The organism is Ruegeria sp. YTSA135, assembly GCF_059610165.1.
Window position 1 is genome coordinate 290990 of the sequence record NZ_JBXWNC010000001.1, and the last position, 20573, is coordinate 311562.

The following is a 20573-nucleotide window of genomic DNA, read 5'->3' on the forward strand; positions in this document are numbered from 1 at the left end:
CATCGGAGCAAAAACTGCACATTCATTAAGCTCCGATTTGCCCACGAGTCGCAAAACGCTGCAAAAAGGGCTGCATCGCCGATCAGCCACAACTCTCTTAGCTGCGCCGGGAAGGACCACAGGCAGGATTAACTCCCCTCGCAACTGCTGAGACGTCACTCATGACCGCCTGCCTTGGGTGTCGGCAAATTTCAAGTTCACAACCCGCGTTTTGAACGATATCTTTGAATATATCAAAGTCATTGACCTATAGGCCGGGGTGCGCATGAGTAACAACAAGAACTCTGGACTTTCCCGCGCCGCGCGGCGTGTTCGTGATGCGGGACGAGTTCTTCGGGGAAAGAAAATAGCCTCTGATCCAGATGCTAATCGGCCGAAAGTCTCAAAAACGACCTCAGACGACACACCCCAATATCCAAAGGCGGATCAGGGTATCATTGTCGATGTCGGCATGAACGATGGTAAGGACACGCATTATTACCGAAAAAGAGGGTTTCATGTCATTGCTGTCGAGGCCATTCCGGACTTGTGCGCCACAGTGGCCAAACAGTTTGCAGATCTCGGCGTCGATGGGGTCGATATCCGAAATTTTGCTGTAACCGACGACACCACAGACGAAGTCGCGTTTTACGTGAATAAGCATATTTCAGCCTGGAGCTCAGTCGACGAAAGAATCGGCAGCCGACTCAAAGGGGCCGAAAAGATCAGTGTCCCGGCGGTAGATTTGTCCAGTGAACTAAGCTCGGTTTCCGGGCAGATTCTTTATATTAAGATCGATATCGAAGGTTATGATAGTGTTGCGCTTTCACAAATCATGAAACTTCCGAACCTGCCACGTTATGTTTCGGTCGAGAACGGCAGCTCGGACATGCTCAACATCCTGCATGAGAACGGGTATGACGGGTTCAAGTTTTCGAACCAAAAATATGTTGAAACCCAGACGGTTTCGCCCCTTTCGCCGCACGGCAAGATCGTTAAACATAAGTTCAAATCAAGCGCGTCGGGCGTATTTGGCGAAGATCTGCCCGGAAAATGGATTTCTTACGAAGACGCTTTGAAAATTCAAAAGGCGCTGAATCTAGCCACTCAAACCGCGCCTGACAACCTCTTTGCTCAGATCATCGGGTGGTTTGATCTGCACGCAAAGCATTCATCTGCGAAGTAAAACTGATAGCTTGTCTGGCACAGAACGCGGACCAAACGCACACGTTTTCCCCAGACAGAGCTGGTATACCCAACGCTGCAACGGCTGACAGATGTCTACCACTTGCAATTGTCCTTCAGCGGCTTTGATATCATCCACGCTTACCCACCGAGGTGGTTTACTCGGCGGCTTCCTGCGCCGCGTCTAACTCAGCCGCCTTTTTCTCAACCTGTTCGACGATGTGATCAATCATCTGATCGTTCGACATCTTATGGCTGGCCTTGCCCGCAAGATAGACCATACCTGACCCCGCACCGCCGCCTGTGAAGCCGACATCGGTCATCAGCGCCTCGCCCGGGCCGTTTACCACACAGCCGATGATCGACAGGCTCATCGGTGTTTTGATATGTTCCAGCCGGTGCTCCAACGCCTCAACCGTCTTTATCACGTCAAACCCCTGCCGCGCGCAGGACGGGCACGAGATGATGTTTACGCCGCGATGGCGGAGACCAAGAGATTTCAGGATTTCATAGCCAACCTTGACCTCTTCGACCGGATCGGCGGACAGGCTTACGCGGATCGTGTCGCCGATTCCCATCCACAGCAAATTACCCAGCCCGATAGCCGATTTGATAGTGCCTGAGACCAGCCCCCCAGCCTCGGTAATACCCAGATGTATCGGTGCGTCGGTTGCCTCGGCGATACCCTGATACGCAGCGGCCGACAGGAATACGTCGCTGGCCTTTACGCTTATTTTGAACTCGTGAAAGTCGTTGTCCTGAAGGATGCGGATATGCTCTAACCCGCTTTCAACCATCGCCTCGGGGCATGGCTCAGCGTACTTTTCAAGCAGGTGCTTTTCCAGACTGCCCGCATTCACCCCGATCCGGATTGAGCAATTGTGGTCTCGGGCTGCTTTGATGACTTCTTTCACCCGTGTTTCATCACCAATATTGCCCGGATTGATCCGCAAGCAGGCGGCGCCGGCCTCGGCAGATTCAATCCCTCTTTTGTAGTGGAAGTGGATATCGGCAACGATCGGCACGGGGCTTTCACGCACAATCTCTTTCAGCGCCTTGGACGATGCCTCATCCGGGACCGAGACCCGCACGATATCCGCGCCCGCCTCAGCCGCGGCTTGCACCTGGGCCACGGTCGCAGCCACGTCGGTTGTCAGCGTGTTGGTCATCGTCTGAACAGCAATCGGCGCGTCGCCGCCGACGGGAACATTACCGACCATGATCTGACGGGACTTGCGGCGATAGATATTGCGCCACGGACGAACATGATTAAGCGACATAAAGACAAATCCAAGGCTGGCTAGATTAGGTCTTTAAATAGTCCGCCTACCGGAGCATCGCAATGGCTAGATCACTCAGCAGGGGCTTCGGCTGCTTGCGCCTGCAATTCGGCCACCAACTGTTTGAGGGCGCTGTTTTGTTCTGCCTCAAGATCAGCAACGGCATAGCTTTCAGCAACGGCATCCTTGGACAGCACTACACCTTTGGCAACTGTACCCGGCGCACCCGCAGGTCCGTAGTGTTCGCCATTCATCGAAAAGAACACAGATCCCGAAGCACCTGCACGCAACAATGGTGGTTCTTCGGTCAGCGGAACCTCAAAAACACTGCCCTGTTCAACTGTGCCAAGGGTGCCTTCGAAAATCACGCTTCCATCCGCAGCCGTTACCCGCATCCATGATGGGTTCACTGCAACGATCTTTAACGTCGTATCAATCTGTTCAACCACCTGCGGCAACGCAGGGCGCTCAACCGTGTGAACCTCGGCAATCTCGACCTGCGGCAACTGCTGCGGCAGGAAGGTTCCAACTGTGCGCGGGTCCAGAGTTGAGATCGGCGCATCACGCGCCACTAAAACCGGCACGTCCAAAGCCTGTGGACGATACAGGCGGTCCAATGCCTCGGTGCTGGGATTGTCTGCAACGTTGGATTCGGTCGCAGAACCAGAGCGCGCGGCATCCAGTGGATCAAGATCAGACAGAACGACGGGCGCTTGCTCAACCGGGCTGACTTGCACTTGCTGAATCCGGTTCAGAACCGACCAGCCGCCATAGCCGATACCGCAGATCACCGCGATCAACACCAATGACGATCCAATAGCCCGCGGTTCAATCTGGCTGACCAACGATTCCCGACCCGGTAGGTACGGCGTATTGGGAGAGATGAACGGATCGCGGCCCATCGAGCCTTGCGTACGCAGACCGCCACTTGGTTTTCGCACAACCGACGCTTCGGCCGACATACCATGCGCGACCTCAAAACCGCTTTCTTCACAGAATGCAGCAAATGTATCGTCTGGGTTCATCCCGAGATATCGCGCATAAGAACGCACGTAACCGGCAATAAAGCCGGGTGTGTCGAACGCGTCTGGGTCCGCGTCTTCGATCGCAGCAATGTAGTTGGCTTTGATGCGCAATTCCCGCTGAACATCGAGAAGGGACTTGCCCATTGTTGCGCGCTCACCCCGCATCCTGTCGCCAAGCCGAACTTCATAATCATCATAGCCCTTTGGCCTGACGTCAGTATCGCGTTCGGATTCGCGCTGAGATCTGCGCCCAATCATCCCTGCTGCCCCATTTTGCCTTCGCGTGTTTCACGCTAACGGAGAATCGCTTTGTAAATGATTCGCCCGCTAATTTTGTTACTTAACTCTAACACGCGACAAACCAGTTGCACACTTTCCCGTGAGGCTAACCTGCAAGTTCGGCGCGATTTAGCGCACAATGTGACCAAAGTTCGTCCATGGCGTGAACCAAGCGGTCCATTTCGTTGGGTCCGTGTACTGGGGATGGGGTAAAACGCAGCCTCTCTGTTCCGCGCGGAACAGTCGGGAAATTTATCGGCTGCACGTAGATTCCAAAGTCATCAAGCAACCGGTCGCTGAGGATTTTGGTATGCACGGGGTCGCCGACGATCACAGGAACGATGTGGCTTCCATGGTCAATCAGCGGCAAACCCAGCCCCTTGAGGCGCAGCTTCAGGATTTTGGCCTGCGTTTGATGCTGCTCACGCAGTTCAACAGCTGTTTTCAAATGGGCGACGGATGCTGCCGCGCCCGCCGCAACCGCTGGCGGCAAAGACGTCGTAAAGATGAAGCCCGGCGCGTAAGAGCGTACGGCATCGCACATTTTCTCGCTGGCTGCAATATAGCCCCCCATAACGCCAAACGCCTTGGCTAGCGTTCCGTTGATGATGTCGATGCGATGCGCCAGGCGATCACGCTCAGTCACACCACCGCCGCGCGGGCCATACATACCAACAGCGTGCACTTCGTCGATATAAGTCAAGGCACCGAATTCGTCTGCCAGGTCACAGATCGCTTCGATCAGACCAAAATCACCGTCCATCGAATAGATCGATTCGAAGGCGATCAACTTGGGCGCATTAGGATCATCTGCTTCAAGCAGTTCGCGCAGATGGGCAACATCGTTGTGGCGGAAAATACGCTTGGCACCGCCATTACGGCGTACGCCTTCGATCATCGAGGCATGGTTCAGCGCATCAGAATAAATAATCAGGCCCGGAAACAGTTTCGGCAGGGTGCTAAGCGTGGCGTCATTGGCAATATACGCGCTGGTGAACAAAAGCGCAGCCTCTTTGCCATGCAGATCAGCCAGTTCAGCCTCAAGACGTTTGTGGTAAACCGTGGTGCCCGAGATATTGCGCGTACCACCCGAGCCTGCCCCGGCTGACTCAATAGCTTCGTGCATGGCATTCAGTACAATAGGGTTCTGCCCCATGCCCAGATAGTCATTGCCACACCAAACGGTGACATTCTGCTGTGACCCGTCCGGGCGAGTCCGCACCGCATGTGGGAAATGGCCGTTTCGGCGTTCGATATCGATGAAGGTCCGGTAACGTCCTTCATCATGTAGCCTGGCAATCGCTGTATCGAGCTGAGCAGTATAGTCCACCGATGTCTCCTTACGTGCCCGACCCAAGACTTATTCGGCCCGGCGATGTTCCTGACGCCATCACCGGACAAAGCCGAGCGCGCGCCTATGCGTTCCCTTGTAGCAATTACGTATAAACGACATTGGGATCACATGTTTGATTTGCATCAAATATCCCGTCACATCAGCATGGACAAGTAAAGTTACGGCCCCCAGACGCGGGGAAACGACGCAGGTGTTTCCAAGTGTTTCCGATATTGTACCACATCCAGCCACAGCGGACTGGACGGCGCTGGTGGCGCTGTTAGGTTCCCGCCAAGTTTTACAAGCAGGAGACCCCCATGTCGCTGGACGACGTTTTGAACCGCATCGACGCCGATTTGCAAACCTCTATCGATCGTCTGATGGAACTGCTGCGCATTCCGTCAATTTCGACAGACCCGGCCTATGACGCGCAGGTGGATCAGGCTGCCGATTGGCTGGTGGCTGATCTGCAAACGATTGGCATCGCAGCAGAAAAGCGCAAAACAACTGGTCATCCAATGGTCGTAGGCCATATCGGAGAAGACGGCGACGCGCCGCATGTCCTGTTTTACGGGCACTACGATGTGCAACCGGTGGACCCCTTGAACCTGTGGACGCGCGACCCGTTCGATCCAGCCATCGAAGAGACCAACAACGGACCCGTCATCCGGGGGCGTGGATCGTCGGACGACAAGGGCCAGTTGATGACATTTGTCGAGGCCTGCCGGGCGTGGAAAGCGGTGCATGGGTCCCTGCCCTGCCGCATCACCTTTTTCTTTGAGGGCGAAGAGGAATCTGGCTCTCCTTCCTTGGTTCCCTTCCTTCGCGAAAACGCGGCCGAATTGAAGGCTGACTTGGCGCTGGTGTGCGACACCGCTATGGTCTCGCGCGGCGTGCCATCGATTGCCTCGCAGTTGCGCGGGATGCTCAAGGACGAATTCACCATCATCGGCCCGCGGATCGACCTGCATTCGGGCCACTACGGCGGCCCCGGATTGAACCCACTGCGAGAAGTGTCGAAAATCGTCGCCTCATTCTATGACGATGAAACCGGTCGCGTCGCAGTCGAAGGGTTCTATGAAGGTGTCCACGAAGTGCCTGCCGAGCAGTTGAAGCAATGGGAAATCTGCGGCTTTGACGAGGACGACTACCTAAAGTCCGTCGGATACTCGCAACCCCATGGTGAAAAGGGATACTCAACGCTGGAACAGCAATGGGCACGCCCGACGCTTGAGGTTAACGGCCTGTGGGGTGGATATAACGGCGCCGGATCGAAAACGGTCATCCCGTCGCAAGCGCATTGTAAGATCACTTGTCGGTTGGTCGGCGACATGGACCCTGACGACCTGCGTGACAAAATTCGCAAACATGTCGAAGACCGCCTGTCACCCGATGCAAAGATCGAGTGGGACAACGATCTTGAGGGGTCTCCTGCTTCGGTCATGAACTTGGATCGCCCGGAATTCGAAGCTGCCCGTGGTGCCTTGTCAGATGAATGGGGCCGCGAGGCCGTGTTCACCGGAATGGGCGGATCGATTCCGGTTGTCGGATATTTCAACACGGAACTCGGGCTGGATTCGATGTTGGTCGGTTTTGCGAATGAAGACGATGCCATCCACTCGCCGAATGAAAAGTATGACGTGAAAAGCTTTCACAAGGGCATCAGGTCCTGGGCGCGCATCCTGGATGCCTTGACCCGCTAAAGAAAAAAGGCACCGCTTACCCAGCGGTGCCTTCAACTTGGTTTCAAGCCAAACTTACATGTGAATGACTTGACCGTAAGCGTCCAGAACGCTTTCATGCATCATTTCTGACAGCGTCGGGTGCGGGAACACCGTGTTCATCAGGTCTTCTTCCGTTGTTTCCAACTGTCGCCCTACAACATAGCCTTGAATCAACTCGGTCACTTCCGCACCGATCATGTGCGCGCCCAACAACTCACCTGTCTTGGCGTCAAACACGGTTTTGATCATCCCCTCGGGCTCACCCAAGGCGATGGCTTTGCCGTTGCCGATAAAGGGAAAGCGGCCCACTTTGACATCATGGCCAAGTTCTTTAGCCTTGGCTTCGGTGTATCCGACCGAGGCAACCTGCGGGTGGCAATAGGTGCAGCCTGCGATGCTTTCGGGTTTGACCGGATGCGCGTGTTTGCCTGCGATCAACTCGGCCACCATGACGCCTTCATGGCTGGCCTTGTGCGCCAGCCAGGGCGCGCCCGCGATGTCGCCGATGGCATAAAGCCCATCGACGCCGGTGCGGCAGAACTCATCAGTCACAACATGGGTTCGGTCTACTTTAACACCTAGCGCCTCAAGCCCGAGATTTTCAACGTTGCCGACGATGCCCACAGCCGAGATCACGGTGTCAAACTCGTGCTTTTCGACTTTTCCTTTCACTTCGATATGCGCGGTGACTTTGCCCTTGGCGCGGTCCAGTTGCTTGACCATCGCCTTTTCCATGATGGTCATACCTTGCTTGGTGAAGGCCTTCTTGGCAAAGGCGCTGATCTCGGCATCTTCAACCGGTAGCACCCGATCCATCACCTCGACCACCGTCGTATCCGCGCCGAGGGTATTGTAAAAACTGGCAAATTCGATGCCGATCGCGCCTGAGCCGATGACCAGCAGTTTCTTAGGCATGCGCGGCGGCATCAGGGCATGTTTGTAGGTCCAAACCAGATCGCCGTCAGCCTCAAGCCCCGGCAGCTCACGCGCCCGGGCACCCGTCGCAAGGACGATGTTCTTCGCGGTCAGCTCTTCGCTGCCCTTGTCGGTCTTGACGCTCACCTTGCCTTTTGCCGGGATCGTTGCCTCACCCATAATCACGGTGACCTTGTTTTTCTTGAGAAGATGGCCAACGCCGCTGGTCAGTTGTTTCGCGACTCCGCGAGAGCGTTTGACGACAGCATCGAGATCATAGCCGAACTTGTCTGCGGTCAGGCCAAAATCTTTGGCGCGCTCCATCAGGTGAAACACTTCCGAGGACCTCAGCATCGCCTTGGTTGGGATGCACCCCCAGTTCAGGCAAATGCCGCCCAGGTGCTCACGCTCGACCACGGCCGTTTTCAAGCCTAGCTGTGCCGCGCGAATGGCAGCCACATAGCCGCCCGGACCAGCGCCGATTACGATCAGATCAAAAGATTGTGCAGCCATGTTTCCCTCTCGGCGCAGGTCGGTTGTCAAATTAGTTTACCATTAAACTATATCCCGAAACGCATCAACACACCTTTCCCGCGACAAAACAGACGCGGGCGAAATGTAACGCTTCATGCGGATTTCAGCCTATACCGCACGAGTTTCAATGGCTAGAACATAGGTGTCGAATTAGACGTTCAGTCCTAAACGCAAGTTATTCGAGAGGCTTATCATGGCCAAAACGTTCAAAGACCTTTTGCTTGCCCTGCTCAATGCCACGCTTATCCTTGTGGCGCTATGCCTCTTTCTGGGGTGGCGGCTGGCAACGGCCGTAGAAGACATCACCACTGTATTTTCTGAAAAAGTGCAGATTGTCGCGCCGTTAAAAGACGAAATTCGCGGTATCCGAGGCGAAATTGCAGCCCTGCGCAGCGATCTTACAAATATTCAGGACAGCGGAACTGTTACGGATATTGCCGAGAAACTGCGCATTTCAACGGCTTTGGCAACGCTGGAGAACATGGAAGCCAGGATGCAGGATTCGCAGGCACGCATTGCTGAGATTACCGAGTCACCACAGACGTTGATTAACTCTGCCATAGAAAAATCGGCCGACGTGGTCGCCGACCGGATCATCGCTGTTCGAGGTTGCGTGCCCCAGTCCTAGCCGGCGGCCTGCAGTTCGCGAACCGTTGCACCATATCCGCCCATGTCAACATAGGCCGCTTCGTGTGCCGTCATCGGACGCTTCAGGGCTTCGTTTCGGTATGGAAACCGCCCAAACTTGCGGATCACTTCACGATGCGCACGTGCGTGCAACAGATTACTTTGGTCGCTGCTGGGCATATTTTGACACATCAGACGGACACAGCGTTCCTGATCGCACAAGTTTTCCGAATGCATCAAAGGCAGGTAAAAGAACTGCCGCGCGGGTTCGTCAATCTTCAGATCCCAGCCTTTGTCTATCGCACATTTGGCTGCCGACAAGGCGGCGCGATCTGATGCGAATGCCTTGGCGCTGCCGCGGAACATGTTACGCGGGAACTGGTCCATCAGGATGATGTAGGCCAGCGACCCATTGGGATAGGTCAACCAAAGAGAAAACTTGCCTTCATTCGCGACTTCCCAAGTGGTTAAAAACCGTTCGCGAATGTCTGCGTCCAAAGCGTCGTCTTGTAGATACCAACCCTTGGGACCAATCTTATCTAACCAAAAACTCAATACTTCTTCAGGCCCAACCATTGCCCTAAACTCCGTCTTGTTGCCCTCCCCAGGGACGTAAGGACATTAAATGCCTATTTACAGATTTGTTACAGTAAAAATTTGCAACACTTGCGACATAATCTTGTGTTTCAGGCAACATCTTGCGTTTCAGCGTCGGCTTCGGCGGCTTCTATAGCGACCTCCTGCGCCAGTTCGACCGCAACGGGCGAAGCTGTCGCATAGACCGTGGACATGGTGCCTGTCTCGTCAACCGGGATCGCGGCACGCTGGGTCATGCGGTACAGCGCGTAAACAGCCGTGGTAACAAGAAGCGCGGCGATGAACAGGAAAAACCCTTGCGGGCCGAACACCGCATCCCCCATAAGCCAACCCGTAATCAGCGGGCCAGCAATAGCGCCAAGGCCGTTAATGAACAACAACCCACCCGATGCGGCGGCCATATCCTCATGCTGCAAAAAGTCGTTCGCGTGAGCGATGAGAAGGGAATACAGCGGGTTCGACATCCCTCCGATCACAAAGGCCGAAACCAGCAGGATCGGGAAAGCCAAACCAAACAGCATTCCTGCAATCGCGCCGCACGCACCAGTGACCGCAACCACCATGATCAGGACGCGGCGGTCCATACGGTCCGAGAACCAGCCCAGTGGGTATTGCAGCACCAACGCGCCGATATAAAAGGCGGCCACAAAAGTCGAGATTTCGACCAGCGAAAGCCCTGCCCGCGCACCGTAAACCGACGCCATGCCGAACTGAGCCGAGAACACTCCGCCAAGCAAGAACATACCGACGCAGCCAAGCGGTGAATACCCAAACAATTCGCGTAGGGTCATCGGTTTGGTGGTGTCAAATGCGGGCGTAGGTGAAATCGACAACAGGATCGGCGCAAACGAAACCGAAACCAGGATCGAGGCGATCACGAACGTATCGAACCCAGCAGGGTCGCCCAAAAGGACCAAACCTTGCGCGCTGATAATACCTACCATCTGAAAGATCATATAAAGCGACAGGGCCTGTCCGCGGTTCTCGTTGCTGGCGGCGTTGTTCAACCAACTCTCGGCCGTGACATACACGCCGGAAAAGCAGAACCCGATCAGAACGCGCCCCAGAATCCAGACCACGGGATTGGTCATCAACGGGTACAAAATCATCACTGCCGAGATGAACGACGCCAGTGCCGCGAACACGCGCACATGGCCGACGCGTCTGATCATCTCGGGTGCCAGGCGCGAGCCGCCAAGAAAGCCAAGGAAATACGCCGACATCACAAACGACATCTCTAGGGTCGAAAACCCTTCGATTTCACCGCGAACACCAAGAATCGTGCCCTGTAGGCCGTTGCCGACCATCAGAAGCCCCATCCCCAGAAGAAGCGCCCATGCGCTGGAAAGAACCTGAAGCATTCGCGCCTCCAAGAAAAAAATTCGACCTGAACTGTGGAATCGCTTGTATAGGAAAAACGTCTCTGTTCGTGCTTGTCTACGACATTGCGGGCAAATGATCCCGACAACGCGCCTCTTACGGGATCAAAAGCGACGCGTCACCATAGGAAAAGAATCGGTATTCCTGCTCGATGGCATGGGCGTAGACTTCGCGCATTCTGTCCTGCCCCATAAGTGCCGACACCAGCATCAAAAGTGTGGATTTTGGCAGGTGGAAATTGGTCATCAACGCGTCTGCCACATGGAATTTAAACCCGGGGTAGATGAAAATATCCGTCTCACCTTCCCAAGGTTCAATCCGGCCAGAACGTCCTGCGCTTTCGATCAGGCGCAGGGCAGTTGTTCCGACGGGGATGATCCGACCGCCAGCCTCTTTCGTGGCGCGGATTTCTTCTGCGGCCTCAGCGCTGACCCGACCCCATTCCGCATGCATTTTATGGGTGGTTACGTCTTCAACCTTGACCGGCAGAAAGGTGCCAGCGCCCACATGCAGCGTCACATGGCTAAGCTCGACGCCGCGCACTGCAAGCGCCTGCATCAGGGGCTCATCGAAATGAAGCGAGGCTGTAGGAGCCGCAACCGCGCCAGAGTTTCGCGCCCAGATCGTTTGGTAATCTGTCTTATCCTGCTCGTCCGCCGGGCGTTTGGCGGCGATATACGGTGGCAGAGGCATCGCACCTGCCTGTTCCAATGCCGCGTCGAAATCATCCCCTGTCAGGTTAAACCTCAGATAGGCCTGCCCACCTTCCGCGCGTTCAAGCGTCGCGTTGAGGTCATCGGAAAACTGGATGTCTTCCCCTAGCCTAACCTTTTTTAACGGCTTGATCAGTGCCGCCCATGTGCCATCGGCCTGCGGGTCCAACAAGGTTGCCTCAATTGCAGCTGAAACTGGTCCCTGAGCGCTGTCACGATGGCGGCGACCATTCAGGCGCGCGGGGATGACGCGTGTATCATTTAGAACCAGCCGATCGCCGGGTTGCAGCCAATCGGGAAGATCGAACACATGCGCATCCGACAGCGTATCCTTGCTCGCAACAAGCATCCGCGCCGATGAGCGCGGGCTGGCGGGCCGCGTTGCAATCAAGTCTTCGGGAAGGTGGAAATCAAAATCGCTGAGTTTCATGGCCGCGCCATACAGCGCCCTTCAATCCAAATCAACGCTCCTCGGCCGATGATCCAAAAGTTCGTTTTGGCTCATCGGGCTTTATGGGCTGTGCGTTGGGTCCATCGGAAACTGTTGGGGCCGGGGGACGTAGCAGATTGCGCAGGAATAGTGGCGCCAGACCGGAAAGCGGGTTCACCGAGACCTTCGGCTGCCGCAACGGCCCGGTCAGAGTATAGTTGAACCCTATGACGCCCTCACCTTTCCGGGTGAAGACGCTGCCAATTGCGTTGACCAGATAGATCGGTGAGATCGCACCCCGCAAATCCAGAACTCCGGCCACCGTGTCGATGGTACCGTCGAACGACAGGCCCATTGACGGGCCAACGGCGCTGCCACTTAGAACTTTCACTTCGGTCGGCGTAATCCGCATGCGGCTGTCGATGCTGGCAAAAAAGATACCTTGCCCCGCCATTTCATCCAGCAAGCCCACAAGGCTGATTGCATTCAGCAGCGCAGCCATGGCCGGAGCGTCCTTGATGCGCGTGTCAGAAATATTGAGGATCACGTCGTAATTGCCCGGACCCGCCACCGGTTCCAGTTGTAAATCCAAATCTCCCCCACGCGCCTGCGTGATCATTCCCGCCGACCGCAACACCGCCCCGGCATCCCCCGACTTCAGCGTCACCGCGCTGCGGCCCTCACGCGGGGTGACCTGTCCGCGTACCGGTGCGCCACCGTTCACGGTGGCTGTGAAGGCACCGGTAGCACCCCCGCTGGTCTGAAACGCACCGTTAAACCCGGTCAAAGCAACGGTTTCAGTGACCTGAAGGCGATCCAAGGCCACATCAAGCCGGGGACCGGCGCCAGAGCCTCCACCGCCTTCACCACCGCTGCCGAAGGTCGCGCGCGCAAGGTTCATCACACCGCCCAGAACGCGGATATCGGGCACTGCCCCGCCGCTGTTGACCAGTTCGGCAGGTACCGCCAGCCAATCCCCCAGATCGAACGAGCTGAACTGTAAACGGTCGAAACCCCCGTCATTGAAGGAAATGGAGGCCGAGGTGCGCAATCCAGCGGCGTCGAGTACCAGTTCATCAACGCGTAGATTCTCGCCCAGCGTGGCCTCAACCTTCATGGTTCCAGTTGAGCCCGGCCCCTTGCGCCAGCCGAGTTCGGGAATGGCTAGGGAAACACCTGCCAGATCAGAAGACGCGGTTAGCCGTGGCGGCGTACCCGCACCCAGCCCTAGCGCAATATCCGCAGTGCCCCGCCCTGTCAGCATTCCCTGCGGCAGACCGGCTTTCAGTTCAGTCATCAGACGGGGGGACAGTTCGATCTGGCCGGTGACCTCGCTGCGTTGTGGTTCGGTCCCACCGATAGGTTGCCGCCAAGTGGCTTGGATCGGAACGTCACCGAACACCCCGTCGCCGGATACTTCAATCTCGGTCTCATTGCCCTTTAATTGAAGCCGGTCGGCACCGACTGAAAAACCCGGGACCAGCTTTTCGCTTTGGACATCATCTATTTCGCCGAGGAAGTGGAACTGCGTTTCGTCGAACTGCAATTTTTTCTTCATCGGCAGGAACAGCGTCCCGGACAGGCCCACCTGCCCTTCAGCCACGTCCACGGGCAGGTTAGCCTTGGTCAGCAATTCCAGCGGTGGCCTGTCAAGCAGAGACAAGGCCGCTGTCGTAGTGCCCTTTGCGGTGATCCGTGTGATCGATGGTGAGTCTTTCTTGATACCCGTATCGGGGATGATGAACGACGTGCCGGATGCATCGATTGCGCCCCCTTCATCTGCAAAGACCACGCCCGCCTCAGCCGTCGCGGTAAAGCGGCGATTGATCAGGCTGGCTTGGCCCTGCGCGTGTTCAAGCGGCGGCAGGGTCTTTGCAAACTGAATCTTTGCATCCTCGAACCCAAAATCCAGATATATGTCCGGCTTGCTTTCGGGCCGGGAACGCAGCGCGAAATCAACATCCGAAACCCTGCCTTCATACAGGTTTTTCTCTACCCAGGTCCGTGGCTTCGGTGCCAATCGTTCGGGCCAGTAATTCAGAAGTTCACCTGCGTTCATGCCGTCCAGATGCGCGTCCAAATCTGCCACCCAGCCATTGGCTTCACCAATCAAATTACCCGAGCCGAGCAGCTGGTAATTGGCGTCTTCGACCATGATCTGACCCAAACGCAACCGGAACGGAGCCAGCTTCATCTGCATGTCCAGATCGGCGCGCGCCAATGACAGCGGTACTGGAAACAGGTCGGCCGGATTGATGTTGATATTGCTGAGGCTGAGCTGCGAGGTCAGACTGTCCAGAGTACCATTCTCGATTCCCTCAAGATACGCTTTGCCCTCAGCCTGAAAAGAGCCCCACGCCGAAACCACTGAGACCTCGTTAAAGTCCAGTTCCTGCCGCTTGGGCTCATAAGTGAAGTAGGTTCGGGCGGACTCGAACGGGATCGGCTTGGTTTCTTGTGTCGGTTGCACCACCCCTGCCCCAAGATTCAGTGTGGCATAGAGCGGCCCAAGTGCCGTGGTTGCGTCGATGCTGCCACGCAACGCGCCTGAAATCGGTGCTTTGAGGACCTGCAACCATGACAGGGCCAGACTTTGGCTAGCGATGTCTTCCGCCGGAAGGTCGGTGATCGAAACGCCGAACTCAGCCTGAGATGACCCAAGAACGCTTGAGTAATTGGCCTCAATCGTGCTGGCATAATCGCGCCCGGTCAGAACCGAGAACCCGGTCGCCAGACGCAACTCATCCTTGTTGCGCGTAACTGTGACGTGACCGCCATCGAACACCCAAGCTCGGCCAAGGCGCAGGTCCTGATAGTCCAGCGTCAAGGACTCCAATTCCACCGACCGAATGCCAGACAGGATTGGCGATAAGAACACATCATTGGATTGGTCTATCAACTGGGCCAGATCCGGAGCTTCCTGAACCGGCGTACTTCCCGAGCCGACGGTCAGCGACAAGGCCCCATCCTGCCCTCGGGTCAGCGAGATTTGCGCATCCCGCACAATGATGCGGCGCGGACGGATTTGCCCCCTCAACAAGCCGCGCATTGAAAGGCGGGTCCGCAGGTCCGACATCTGCGCAATCTGTTGGCCTGACGCATCGCTGATCGTGACATCGGTTAGTCGCAGCCGTGGCCGCCATTCCTCATTGACGACGAAACTGGCGTCGCCGAACCGGAACTGAAGCCCCCCAAGGCTTTCTTCCAACCGCTGCTCGACCTTTTCGCGCACCCATTCAGGCGCGTGAAGGTTCTGGCCGAACAGGAAGTACCAACCGACGAAAGCCAGAACCCCAATCGAAAGCACGGTCCAACCAGAAAAATGCACAGCGACACGACGGCGCGACCGACGGCGCGGAGGGGTCTCCGACTGCGGCGCACTTTCGTCTTCGTGCTGCATCAATTTTCCATCCACGTCTTTCAACCCGCTCGCAGCGCCCTATGATGACGGGCAGCCCTTAGAAAACTTTAACGGAGTTTCCAATGCCCGACGTTTCAGACATCGCCCCGGATTTCACTTTGCCCCGCGACGGCGGCGATGAGGTCAGCTTGTCAGCCATGCGCGGCGGCGTTGTTGTTCTCTTTTTCTATCCCCGCGATGATACGCCGGGCTGCACCAAGGAATCCATCGGTTTCTCGGAACAACTTCAAGCCTTTGCTGATGCGGGCGCTCACGTTTTCGGGATTTCGCGGGACAGCGTTGCCAAGCACGACAAGTTCGTTGCCAAGCACAATCTGACCACGCCCTTGCTGTCAGATGAAGGCTCAACCGTTTGTGAAGACTACGGTGTTTGGGTCGAGAAAAACATGTACGGCAAAAAGTCTATGGGGATCGAGCGTTCGACCTTCATTATCGACGCCGAAGGCAAGATCGCCAAGGTTTGGCGCAAGGTCAAAGTACCCGGCCACGTGGATGAGGTGCTGGAAGCCGTGCGCGCGATGTGAACGCTCTCGACCGCAGTCGCCAACCGGTCTAAGACCCGTGCAACTCAACAGGTGGAGATACCCGGTGTCCAAGACGTTGACCCAGATGGCGACCGAAGTTCTGATCACGGCGAATGGGCGGGAAAAAACTGCCCTTTCCAAACGCCATGCCGCAACGTGGTTTGCCTCGCGCAAGGGTGAGTCACCCGCAATTGAGATCGGCACAGCGACACCTCCGTTGCAGCCCGCCCGCCCCGAGCGGCCCGAGCTTCTGTCTCCGCGCGAAGTTCCCAAACGCAAGCCCGGCTCTGAGGCTGGCCGCATCGCCTTGCTGCACGCAGTGGCGCATATCGAGTTGAACGCTGTCGACCTGCACTGGGACATCATCGCCCGGTTCGGGCACGTGCCCATGCCGATCGGGTTTTATGATGATTGGGTCAAATGCGCCGAGGAAGAGTCACGCCATTTCGAGATGGTCTGCGACTGCCTTGAAAACATGGGCAGTCATTATGGTGCCCTGCCCGCCCATGCCGGCATGTGGCGCGCGGCAGAGGACACCGCCGACGATCTGATGGGCCGATTGGCTGTCGTTCCCATGGTGCTTGAGGCGCGCGGGTTGGATGTGACACCCGGCATGATCAACATCTTCCGAAAGGCCAAGGACGAACAGGCCATCGCCGCGCTGGAAGTGATCTATGCCGAAGAGGTCGGGCATGTGGCCTATGGCTCGAAATGGTTTAACTTCTTGTGCGGGCGTGAGAATGCGGATCCCAAAGATGTGTTTCACCAACTGGTCCGGCGTTATTTCCACGGCGTTCTCAAACCTCCTTTCAATGAGGAGAAACGCGCCGAAGCCGGGCTGCCGCCTGACTTTTACTGGCCACTGACCGAGGATCTGCCGGCGCCCGGCAGCGCGGATTAGGTTTGCTCAAATCAGTGTTTTCGGCAATTTCCCGCCGAGAATTGGCGGGAAAAAGATGGTTTCAAGGGTGAACAGGTTAACAAACTTGCCCTATTCAAACGCGCCCTTTATGCAATGCGCCAAGGGACGGCGGACGCTCACGACCGGTCCCGATCATGGGGATTGAGAGGTAAAGACGCGTGCGAACCCGTCTGGCAATAAAACTACACTCACTGTTCGAACGGTATTTCCCGGAGCGCCGGGTCTTTCTTAAATCTGATAACGATACGCGGTTTATCCGGCTCAGCTCGGAAACGCAGGTGGCTGCTGTTGCCGGGGTGTCCGTAATCATAGGCTGGACCGCCGTTGCAACTGCAATCCTTTTAATGGACAGCATCGGGTCAGGCAATTTCCGCGAGCAGGCCAAACGGGATCAGGCAACCTATCAAGAGCGTCTGAACGTCCTGTCCGCCGAACGCGACGCCCGCGCGATCGAGGCGCTTGCCGCGCATGACCGGTTCAACGCAGCGCTTGAGCAGATATCGGCGATGCAATCCGAGCTTTTGGCGTCGGAAAACCGCCGCCGCGAGCTTGAAACAGGCATCGAGGTCATTCAGACCACCTTGCGCGCCACAATGAAGCAGCGCGAAGAGGCTCGCGCTGAACTGGCCAGCCTGCAGGTCGAAGCTGGCGAGAGCGATACGTACGTGACCGCCTTGGCCGCTCCCGAACAGATGACCTTTATGACTGAGGCGCTGTCACGCACGGCACAAGAACGCGATCAGATCGCGTCGGATGCACAAGACGCGTTGGAACAGCGTGAAGAACTAGAGCTGGAAATCCAGCTGATGCAGGAACGCAGTGACGAGATTTTCCGCCAGCTGGAAGAGGCGATGGTGATTTCGGTCGAGCCACTGGACAAGATGTTCCGCCAGGCCGGCATGCCTACGGACCGCATCATCGAAGAGATCCGCCGCGGGTACAGCGGCATGGGCGGCCCTCTTACCCCCATTTCGTTCAGCACCCGCGGCGGGGAACTGACGCCGGACGAAATCCGCGCTAATGTGCTTCTGCAACAGATGGATCAGCTGAACCTGTACCGCATTGCCGCCGAAAAAGCCCCCTTTGCCAGCCCTGTGCACGCAGCTGTCCGTTACACCAGCGGATTCGGAAAGCGCCGCGATCCCAAAACAGGTGGTCGACGCATGCATAACGGCGCAGATTTCGCTGGCGCGCATGGCACCGATATCTTTGCGACGGCTGACGGAGTGGTCACCCAGGCAGGCTGGCAATCCGGTTTTGGACGCTTGGTGAAAATCAAACACGCCTTTGGAATTGAGACGCTTTACGCTCATAATACCAAGATCCGCGTAAAGGTTGGTCAAAGGGTCTCGCGCGGGGATCATATTGCTGATATGGGTAGCACTGGACGGTCTACCGGAACGCATCTACACTATGAAGTGCGCGTTAATGGAAAACCTGTTAACCCAATGACTTACATCAAGGCTGCGAGAAATGTTTTCTAAAAGCAAAATCAACGAGCCCGCGTCCAACGCCCATGAGGCGACGAAACCCGCGGCACCGGCGAAACCGGCGGCACCTGCACCCGCAGAAAACAAGGCCAGTACCGCGCCAAAGCCCAAGCCTCCGGCATCGGTTCTGTCGTCGGACCTGCACATCACCGGCAACCTCAAGACATCGGGCGACATTCAGGTCGAAGGTACCGTAGAGGGCGACATCCGCGCGCACCTGCTGACCATCGGCGAAACGGCGACCATCAAGGGTGAAGTCACCGCAGACGACGTCGTCGTTAACGGCCGCATCGTAGGCCGTGTGCGGGGCTTGAAAGTACGCCTTACGTCGACTGCACGGGTCGAGGGCGACATTATCCACAAGACCATTGCCATCGAAAGCGGCGCGCATTTCGAAGGCTCGGTGCAGCGTCAGGACGATCCGCTGAACCCAGGCCGCAGTGCAAAACCGGGTGCGAACCCCGCGGCTGAGGTCAAACAGTAACACTGCACCTGCAGAAGAACGAGTGAGCGCCGCGGGTTGCCCTGCGGCGTTTTTCTTTGCTCTTGCTGAACGAAAAGGTCGGTATAATGTCTCTCTATGCTGATCTTTTTCTCTGTCCTGCTGCTGATTGTCGGTTTTTTCCTGTACCGCCATTGGTCAAAATCCCAAGCGCGGCAACGGCTGCTTGCGACATCACTGACCGATCATCAGCTCAAGATTATCGAGCAGCAAGTCCCGCTGATCCGCCGACTGCCCGCAGACCTGCGCGCCAAGCTTGATGGCAAGGTGAACCTGTTTCTGGATCAGGTCCACTTCTTCGGCTGTGATGGACTTGAAGTCACCGAAGAGATGGAGCTAGCCATCGCCGCACAAGCCAGCCTGCTGCTGGTCAACAGTGACCAATGGTACGATCATCTGACCACCATTCTGATCTACCCAAACGCGTTTAAGTCGCGGCAACGCAGGCAGGACGGCTATGTCGTGAGCGAAAAAGAAATCGTTCGCACCGGCGAAAGCTGGGATCGCGGTCCAGTGATCCTATCTTGGTCGCACAGCCGCAAAGGCGCAGCAAATGACCATGACGGCCAGAATGTTGTTTTGCACGAGTTTGCGCATCAGGTCGACGATATGTCCGGCGGAACCAATGGCGTTCCGATCCTGAGCGACGGGCAAAGCTTTGCAGAGTGGGAGCGCGTGTTTCTGACTGCCTATGACGCCCACGTAAACGCGGTCGAGCATGGCAGGCATACCGTCATTGCCCCTTACGGAGCGGTAGGCCACGAGGAATTTTTTGCCGTTTCGGTCGAGGTCTTCTTTGAACAACCAAAACAGTTGAAAGCTGCTGTGCCCGATGTCTATGCACAGCTTTCCAAACTGTTTCGGCTCGACCCTGTCAGATGGAGTTAAGCCGGGTCAAGCTGTGTAGTTTTGCAAGTGGTTATCAAATAACGGTAATTGAATTATAGTGAAACCGGTTGTTTTCGGGAGGATTTTTCATGTTGCCAAAACTCATGGCCGAATTTTTCGGTACGTTCTGGTTGGTACTCGGCGGCTGCGGGAGTGCAGTATTGGCGGCAGGCGTTGCAGATGTTGGCATCGGATGGCTGGGTGTTTCCTTTGCCTTTGGACTGACCGTTTTGACGATGGCATATGCTGTCGGGCATATCTCGGGCGGACATTTCAACCCGGCAGTCAGCCTCGGCCTGATGATAGGCGGCAGGTTCCCGGCAAGCGAACTGATCCCCTATTGGATCGCACAAGTGATCGGCGCGATTGCTGCCGCCGCAGTGCTATACCTGATCGTGAGTGGCGCGCCAGGCTTTGAGGGCGTTGGCAGTTTTGCCACAAACGGATACGGCGAGGCTTCACCCGAGGGATATTCGCTGACCTCGGCGCTGGTGATCGAGATCGTGATGACCGCATTCTTCGTCGTGGTCATTCTTGGCGCAACATCCAATTTCGCACCTGAAGGATTTGCTCCAATCGCCATTGGCCTGTGCCTTACGCTGATCCACCTAATTTCCATCCCTGTAACGAACACATCAGTAAATCCCGCGCGTTCAACTGGTGTGGCTCTGTTTGCTGATGGACCAGCTTTGGCGCAGCTTTGGCTGTTCTGGGTTGCCCCACTAGTCGGCGCTGCCATCGGCGCGCTGATCTGGCAAGCGATGGGCGACGACTAGACACTTGCAAGAGGAAAGCCCCGCAGCGATCAACTCCGGGGCTTTTCTA

General features: G+C 56.4%; 17 protein-coding genes. 9 read left to right on the forward strand and 8 right to left on the reverse strand.

Annotation, left to right across the window (positions count from 1 at the left end; all coding sequences use genetic code 11):
- The first annotated feature begins 265 nt into the window (after window positions 1–265).
- Window positions 266–1165: an FkbM family methyltransferase gene (locus tag AC2FIT_RS01420; protein WP_496825942.1), complete on the forward strand. Its 900-nt coding sequence runs from the start codon at window positions 266–268 to the stop codon at window positions 1163–1165.
- 157 nt (window positions 1166–1322) lie between these two features.
- Here AC2FIT_RS01420 and ispG read toward each other — a convergent pair whose 3' ends face one another.
- From ispG to hemA, 3 genes are all read right to left on the reverse strand, one after another.
- A complete protein-coding gene (ispG, locus tag AC2FIT_RS01425; RefSeq protein ID WP_496825944.1) occupies window positions 1323–2444 on the reverse strand; it encodes a flavodoxin-dependent (E)-4-hydroxy-3-methylbut-2-enyl-diphosphate synthase in 1122 nt (373 codons plus the stop codon).
- Window positions 2445–2515: 71 nt separating this feature from the next.
- Window positions 2516–3727 carry a helix-turn-helix domain-containing protein gene (locus AC2FIT_RS01430; protein ID WP_496825946.1) on the reverse strand — a complete coding sequence of 404 codons (1212 nt, stop codon included), beginning with the start codon at window positions 3725–3727 and terminating at the stop codon, window positions 2516–2518.
- 127 nt (window positions 3728–3854) lie between these two features.
- Window positions 3855–5078: a 5-aminolevulinate synthase gene (hemA, locus tag AC2FIT_RS01435; protein WP_496825948.1), complete on the reverse strand. Its 1224-nt coding sequence runs from the start codon at window positions 5076–5078 to the stop codon at window positions 3855–3857.
- 320 nt (window positions 5079–5398) lie between these two features.
- On the opposite strand from hemA, the gene AC2FIT_RS01440 reads away from it, so the two are divergent.
- A complete protein-coding gene (locus AC2FIT_RS01440; protein WP_496825950.1) occupies window positions 5399–6784 on the forward strand; it encodes a M20/M25/M40 family metallo-hydrolase in 1386 nt (461 codons plus the stop codon).
- Window positions 6785–6838: 54 nt separating this feature from the next.
- Here AC2FIT_RS01440 and lpdA read toward each other — a convergent pair whose 3' ends face one another.
- Window positions 6839–8233 carry a dihydrolipoyl dehydrogenase gene (gene lpdA / locus AC2FIT_RS01445; protein WP_496825952.1) on the reverse strand — a complete coding sequence of 465 codons (1395 nt, stop codon included), beginning with the start codon at window positions 8231–8233 and terminating at the stop codon, window positions 6839–6841.
- 214 nt (window positions 8234–8447) lie between these two features.
- Between lpdA and AC2FIT_RS01450 the strand changes: the two genes are divergently transcribed.
- The gene (locus AC2FIT_RS01450) at window positions 8448–8882 is read left to right on the forward strand and encodes a hypothetical protein (RefSeq protein ID WP_496825954.1); all 435 of its coding nucleotides are present in this window, start codon (window positions 8448–8450) and stop codon (window positions 8880–8882) included.
- Here AC2FIT_RS01450 and AC2FIT_RS01455 read toward each other — a convergent pair.
- The 4 genes from AC2FIT_RS01455 to AC2FIT_RS01470 all read right to left on the reverse strand — a co-directional run bounded on the left by AC2FIT_RS01455 (window position 8879) and on the right by AC2FIT_RS01470 (window position 15401).
- Window positions 8879–9457 (reverse strand): DUF924 family protein, encoded by a 579-nt coding sequence (locus AC2FIT_RS01455; RefSeq protein ID WP_496825956.1) that lies wholly within the window; start codon window positions 9455–9457, stop codon window positions 8879–8881. The genes AC2FIT_RS01450 and AC2FIT_RS01455 overlap by 4 nt on opposite strands.
- 110 nt (window positions 9458–9567) lie before the next feature.
- Window positions 9568–10839, reverse strand: a complete 1272-nt coding sequence (locus AC2FIT_RS01460; RefSeq protein ID WP_496825958.1) for an MFS transporter — start codon at window positions 10837–10839, stop codon at window positions 9568–9570.
- 115 nt (window positions 10840–10954) lie between these two features.
- Window positions 10955–12001 (reverse strand): tRNA preQ1(34) S-adenosylmethionine ribosyltransferase-isomerase QueA, encoded by a 1047-nt coding sequence (gene queA, locus AC2FIT_RS01465; RefSeq protein ID WP_496825960.1) that lies wholly within the window; start codon window positions 11999–12001, stop codon window positions 10955–10957.
- Window positions 12002–12032: 31 nt separating this feature from the next.
- Window positions 12033–15401 carry a YhdP family protein gene (locus AC2FIT_RS01470; protein ID WP_496825962.1) on the reverse strand — a complete coding sequence of 1123 codons (3369 nt, stop codon included), beginning with the start codon at window positions 15399–15401 and terminating at the stop codon, window positions 12033–12035.
- Window positions 15402–15484: 83 nt separating this feature from the next.
- Between AC2FIT_RS01470 and AC2FIT_RS01475 the strand changes: the two genes are divergently transcribed.
- The 6 genes from AC2FIT_RS01475 (at window position 15485) to aqpZ (ending at window position 20524) form a co-directional block, all read left to right on the forward strand.
- On the forward strand, window positions 15485–15946 hold the full coding sequence (locus tag AC2FIT_RS01475) for a peroxiredoxin (protein ID WP_496825964.1): 462 nt from the start codon (window positions 15485–15487) through the stop codon (window positions 15944–15946).
- 85 nt (window positions 15947–16031) lie between these two features.
- Entirely contained in the window at window positions 16032–16847 is an 816-nt protein-coding gene (locus tag AC2FIT_RS01480) for a ferritin-like domain-containing protein (protein WP_496826491.1), read from the forward strand.
- Between the two features lie 179 nt (window positions 16848–17026).
- Window positions 17027–18352, forward strand: coding sequence for a DUF5930 domain-containing protein (locus AC2FIT_RS01485; RefSeq protein WP_496825966.1), 1326 nt, complete (start codon window positions 17027–17029; stop codon window positions 18350–18352).
- On the forward strand, window positions 18342–18842 hold the full coding sequence (locus AC2FIT_RS01490) for a bactofilin family protein (protein ID WP_496825968.1): 501 nt from the start codon (window positions 18342–18344) through the stop codon (window positions 18840–18842). Before AC2FIT_RS01485 ends, AC2FIT_RS01490 begins: the two co-directional genes overlap by 11 nt.
- Window positions 18843–18938: 96 nt before the next feature.
- Complete coding sequence (locus AC2FIT_RS01495; RefSeq protein WP_496825970.1) at window positions 18939–19748, forward strand: M90 family metallopeptidase; 810 nt, start codon at window positions 18939–18941, stop codon at window positions 19746–19748.
- 89 nt (window positions 19749–19837) lie between these two features.
- Window positions 19838–20524 (forward strand): aquaporin Z, encoded by a 687-nt coding sequence (gene aqpZ, locus AC2FIT_RS01500; RefSeq protein WP_496825972.1) that lies wholly within the window; start codon window positions 19838–19840, stop codon window positions 20522–20524.
- The last annotated feature ends 49 nt before the right edge of the window (window positions 20525–20573 follow it).

Excerpts from the sequence above, each read along its gene's own strand:
- AC2FIT_RS01455 (WP_496825956.1), bottom strand. The coding sequence starts at position 9,457 with ATGGTTGGGCCTGAAGAAGTATTGAGTTTTTGGTTAGATAAGATTGGT.
- AC2FIT_RS01450 (WP_496825954.1), top strand. The coding sequence starts at position 8,448 with ATGGCCAAAACGTTCAAAGACCTTTTGCTTGCCCTGCTCAATGCCACG.
- AC2FIT_RS01475 (WP_496825964.1), top strand. The coding sequence starts at position 15,485 with ATGCCCGACGTTTCAGACATCGCCCCGGATTTCACTTTGCCCCGCGAC.
- ispG (WP_496825944.1), bottom strand. The coding sequence starts at position 2,444 with ATGTCGCTTAATCATGTTCGTCCGTGGCGCAATATCTATCGCCGCAAG.
- AC2FIT_RS01490 (WP_496825968.1), top strand. The coding sequence starts at position 18,342 with ATGTTTTCTAAAAGCAAAATCAACGAGCCCGCGTCCAACGCCCATGAG.
- AC2FIT_RS01430 (WP_496825946.1), bottom strand. The coding sequence starts at position 3,727 with ATGATTGGGCGCAGATCTCAGCGCGAATCCGAACGCGATACTGACGTC.
- queA (WP_496825960.1), bottom strand. The coding sequence starts at position 12,001 with ATGAAACTCAGCGATTTTGATTTCCACCTTCCCGAAGACTTGATTGCA.
- AC2FIT_RS01470 (WP_496825962.1), bottom strand. The coding sequence starts at position 15,401 with ATGCAGCACGAAGACGAAAGTGCGCCGCAGTCGGAGACCCCTCCGCGC.
- aqpZ (WP_496825972.1), top strand. The coding sequence starts at position 19,838 with ATGTTGCCAAAACTCATGGCCGAATTTTTCGGTACGTTCTGGTTGGTA.
- AC2FIT_RS01495 (WP_496825970.1), top strand. The coding sequence starts at position 18,939 with ATGCTGATCTTTTTCTCTGTCCTGCTGCTGATTGTCGGTTTTTTCCTG.
- AC2FIT_RS01440 (WP_496825950.1), top strand. The coding sequence starts at position 5,399 with ATGTCGCTGGACGACGTTTTGAACCGCATCGACGCCGATTTGCAAACC.
- AC2FIT_RS01420 (WP_496825942.1), top strand. The coding sequence starts at position 266 with ATGAGTAACAACAAGAACTCTGGACTTTCCCGCGCCGCGCGGCGTGTT.
- AC2FIT_RS01480 (WP_496826491.1), top strand. The coding sequence starts at position 16,032 with ATGGCGACCGAAGTTCTGATCACGGCGAATGGGCGGGAAAAAACTGCC.
- lpdA (WP_496825952.1), bottom strand. The coding sequence starts at position 8,233 with ATGGCTGCACAATCTTTTGATCTGATCGTAATCGGCGCTGGTCCGGGC.
- AC2FIT_RS01460 (WP_496825958.1), bottom strand. The coding sequence starts at position 10,839 with ATGCTTCAGGTTCTTTCCAGCGCATGGGCGCTTCTTCTGGGGATGGGG.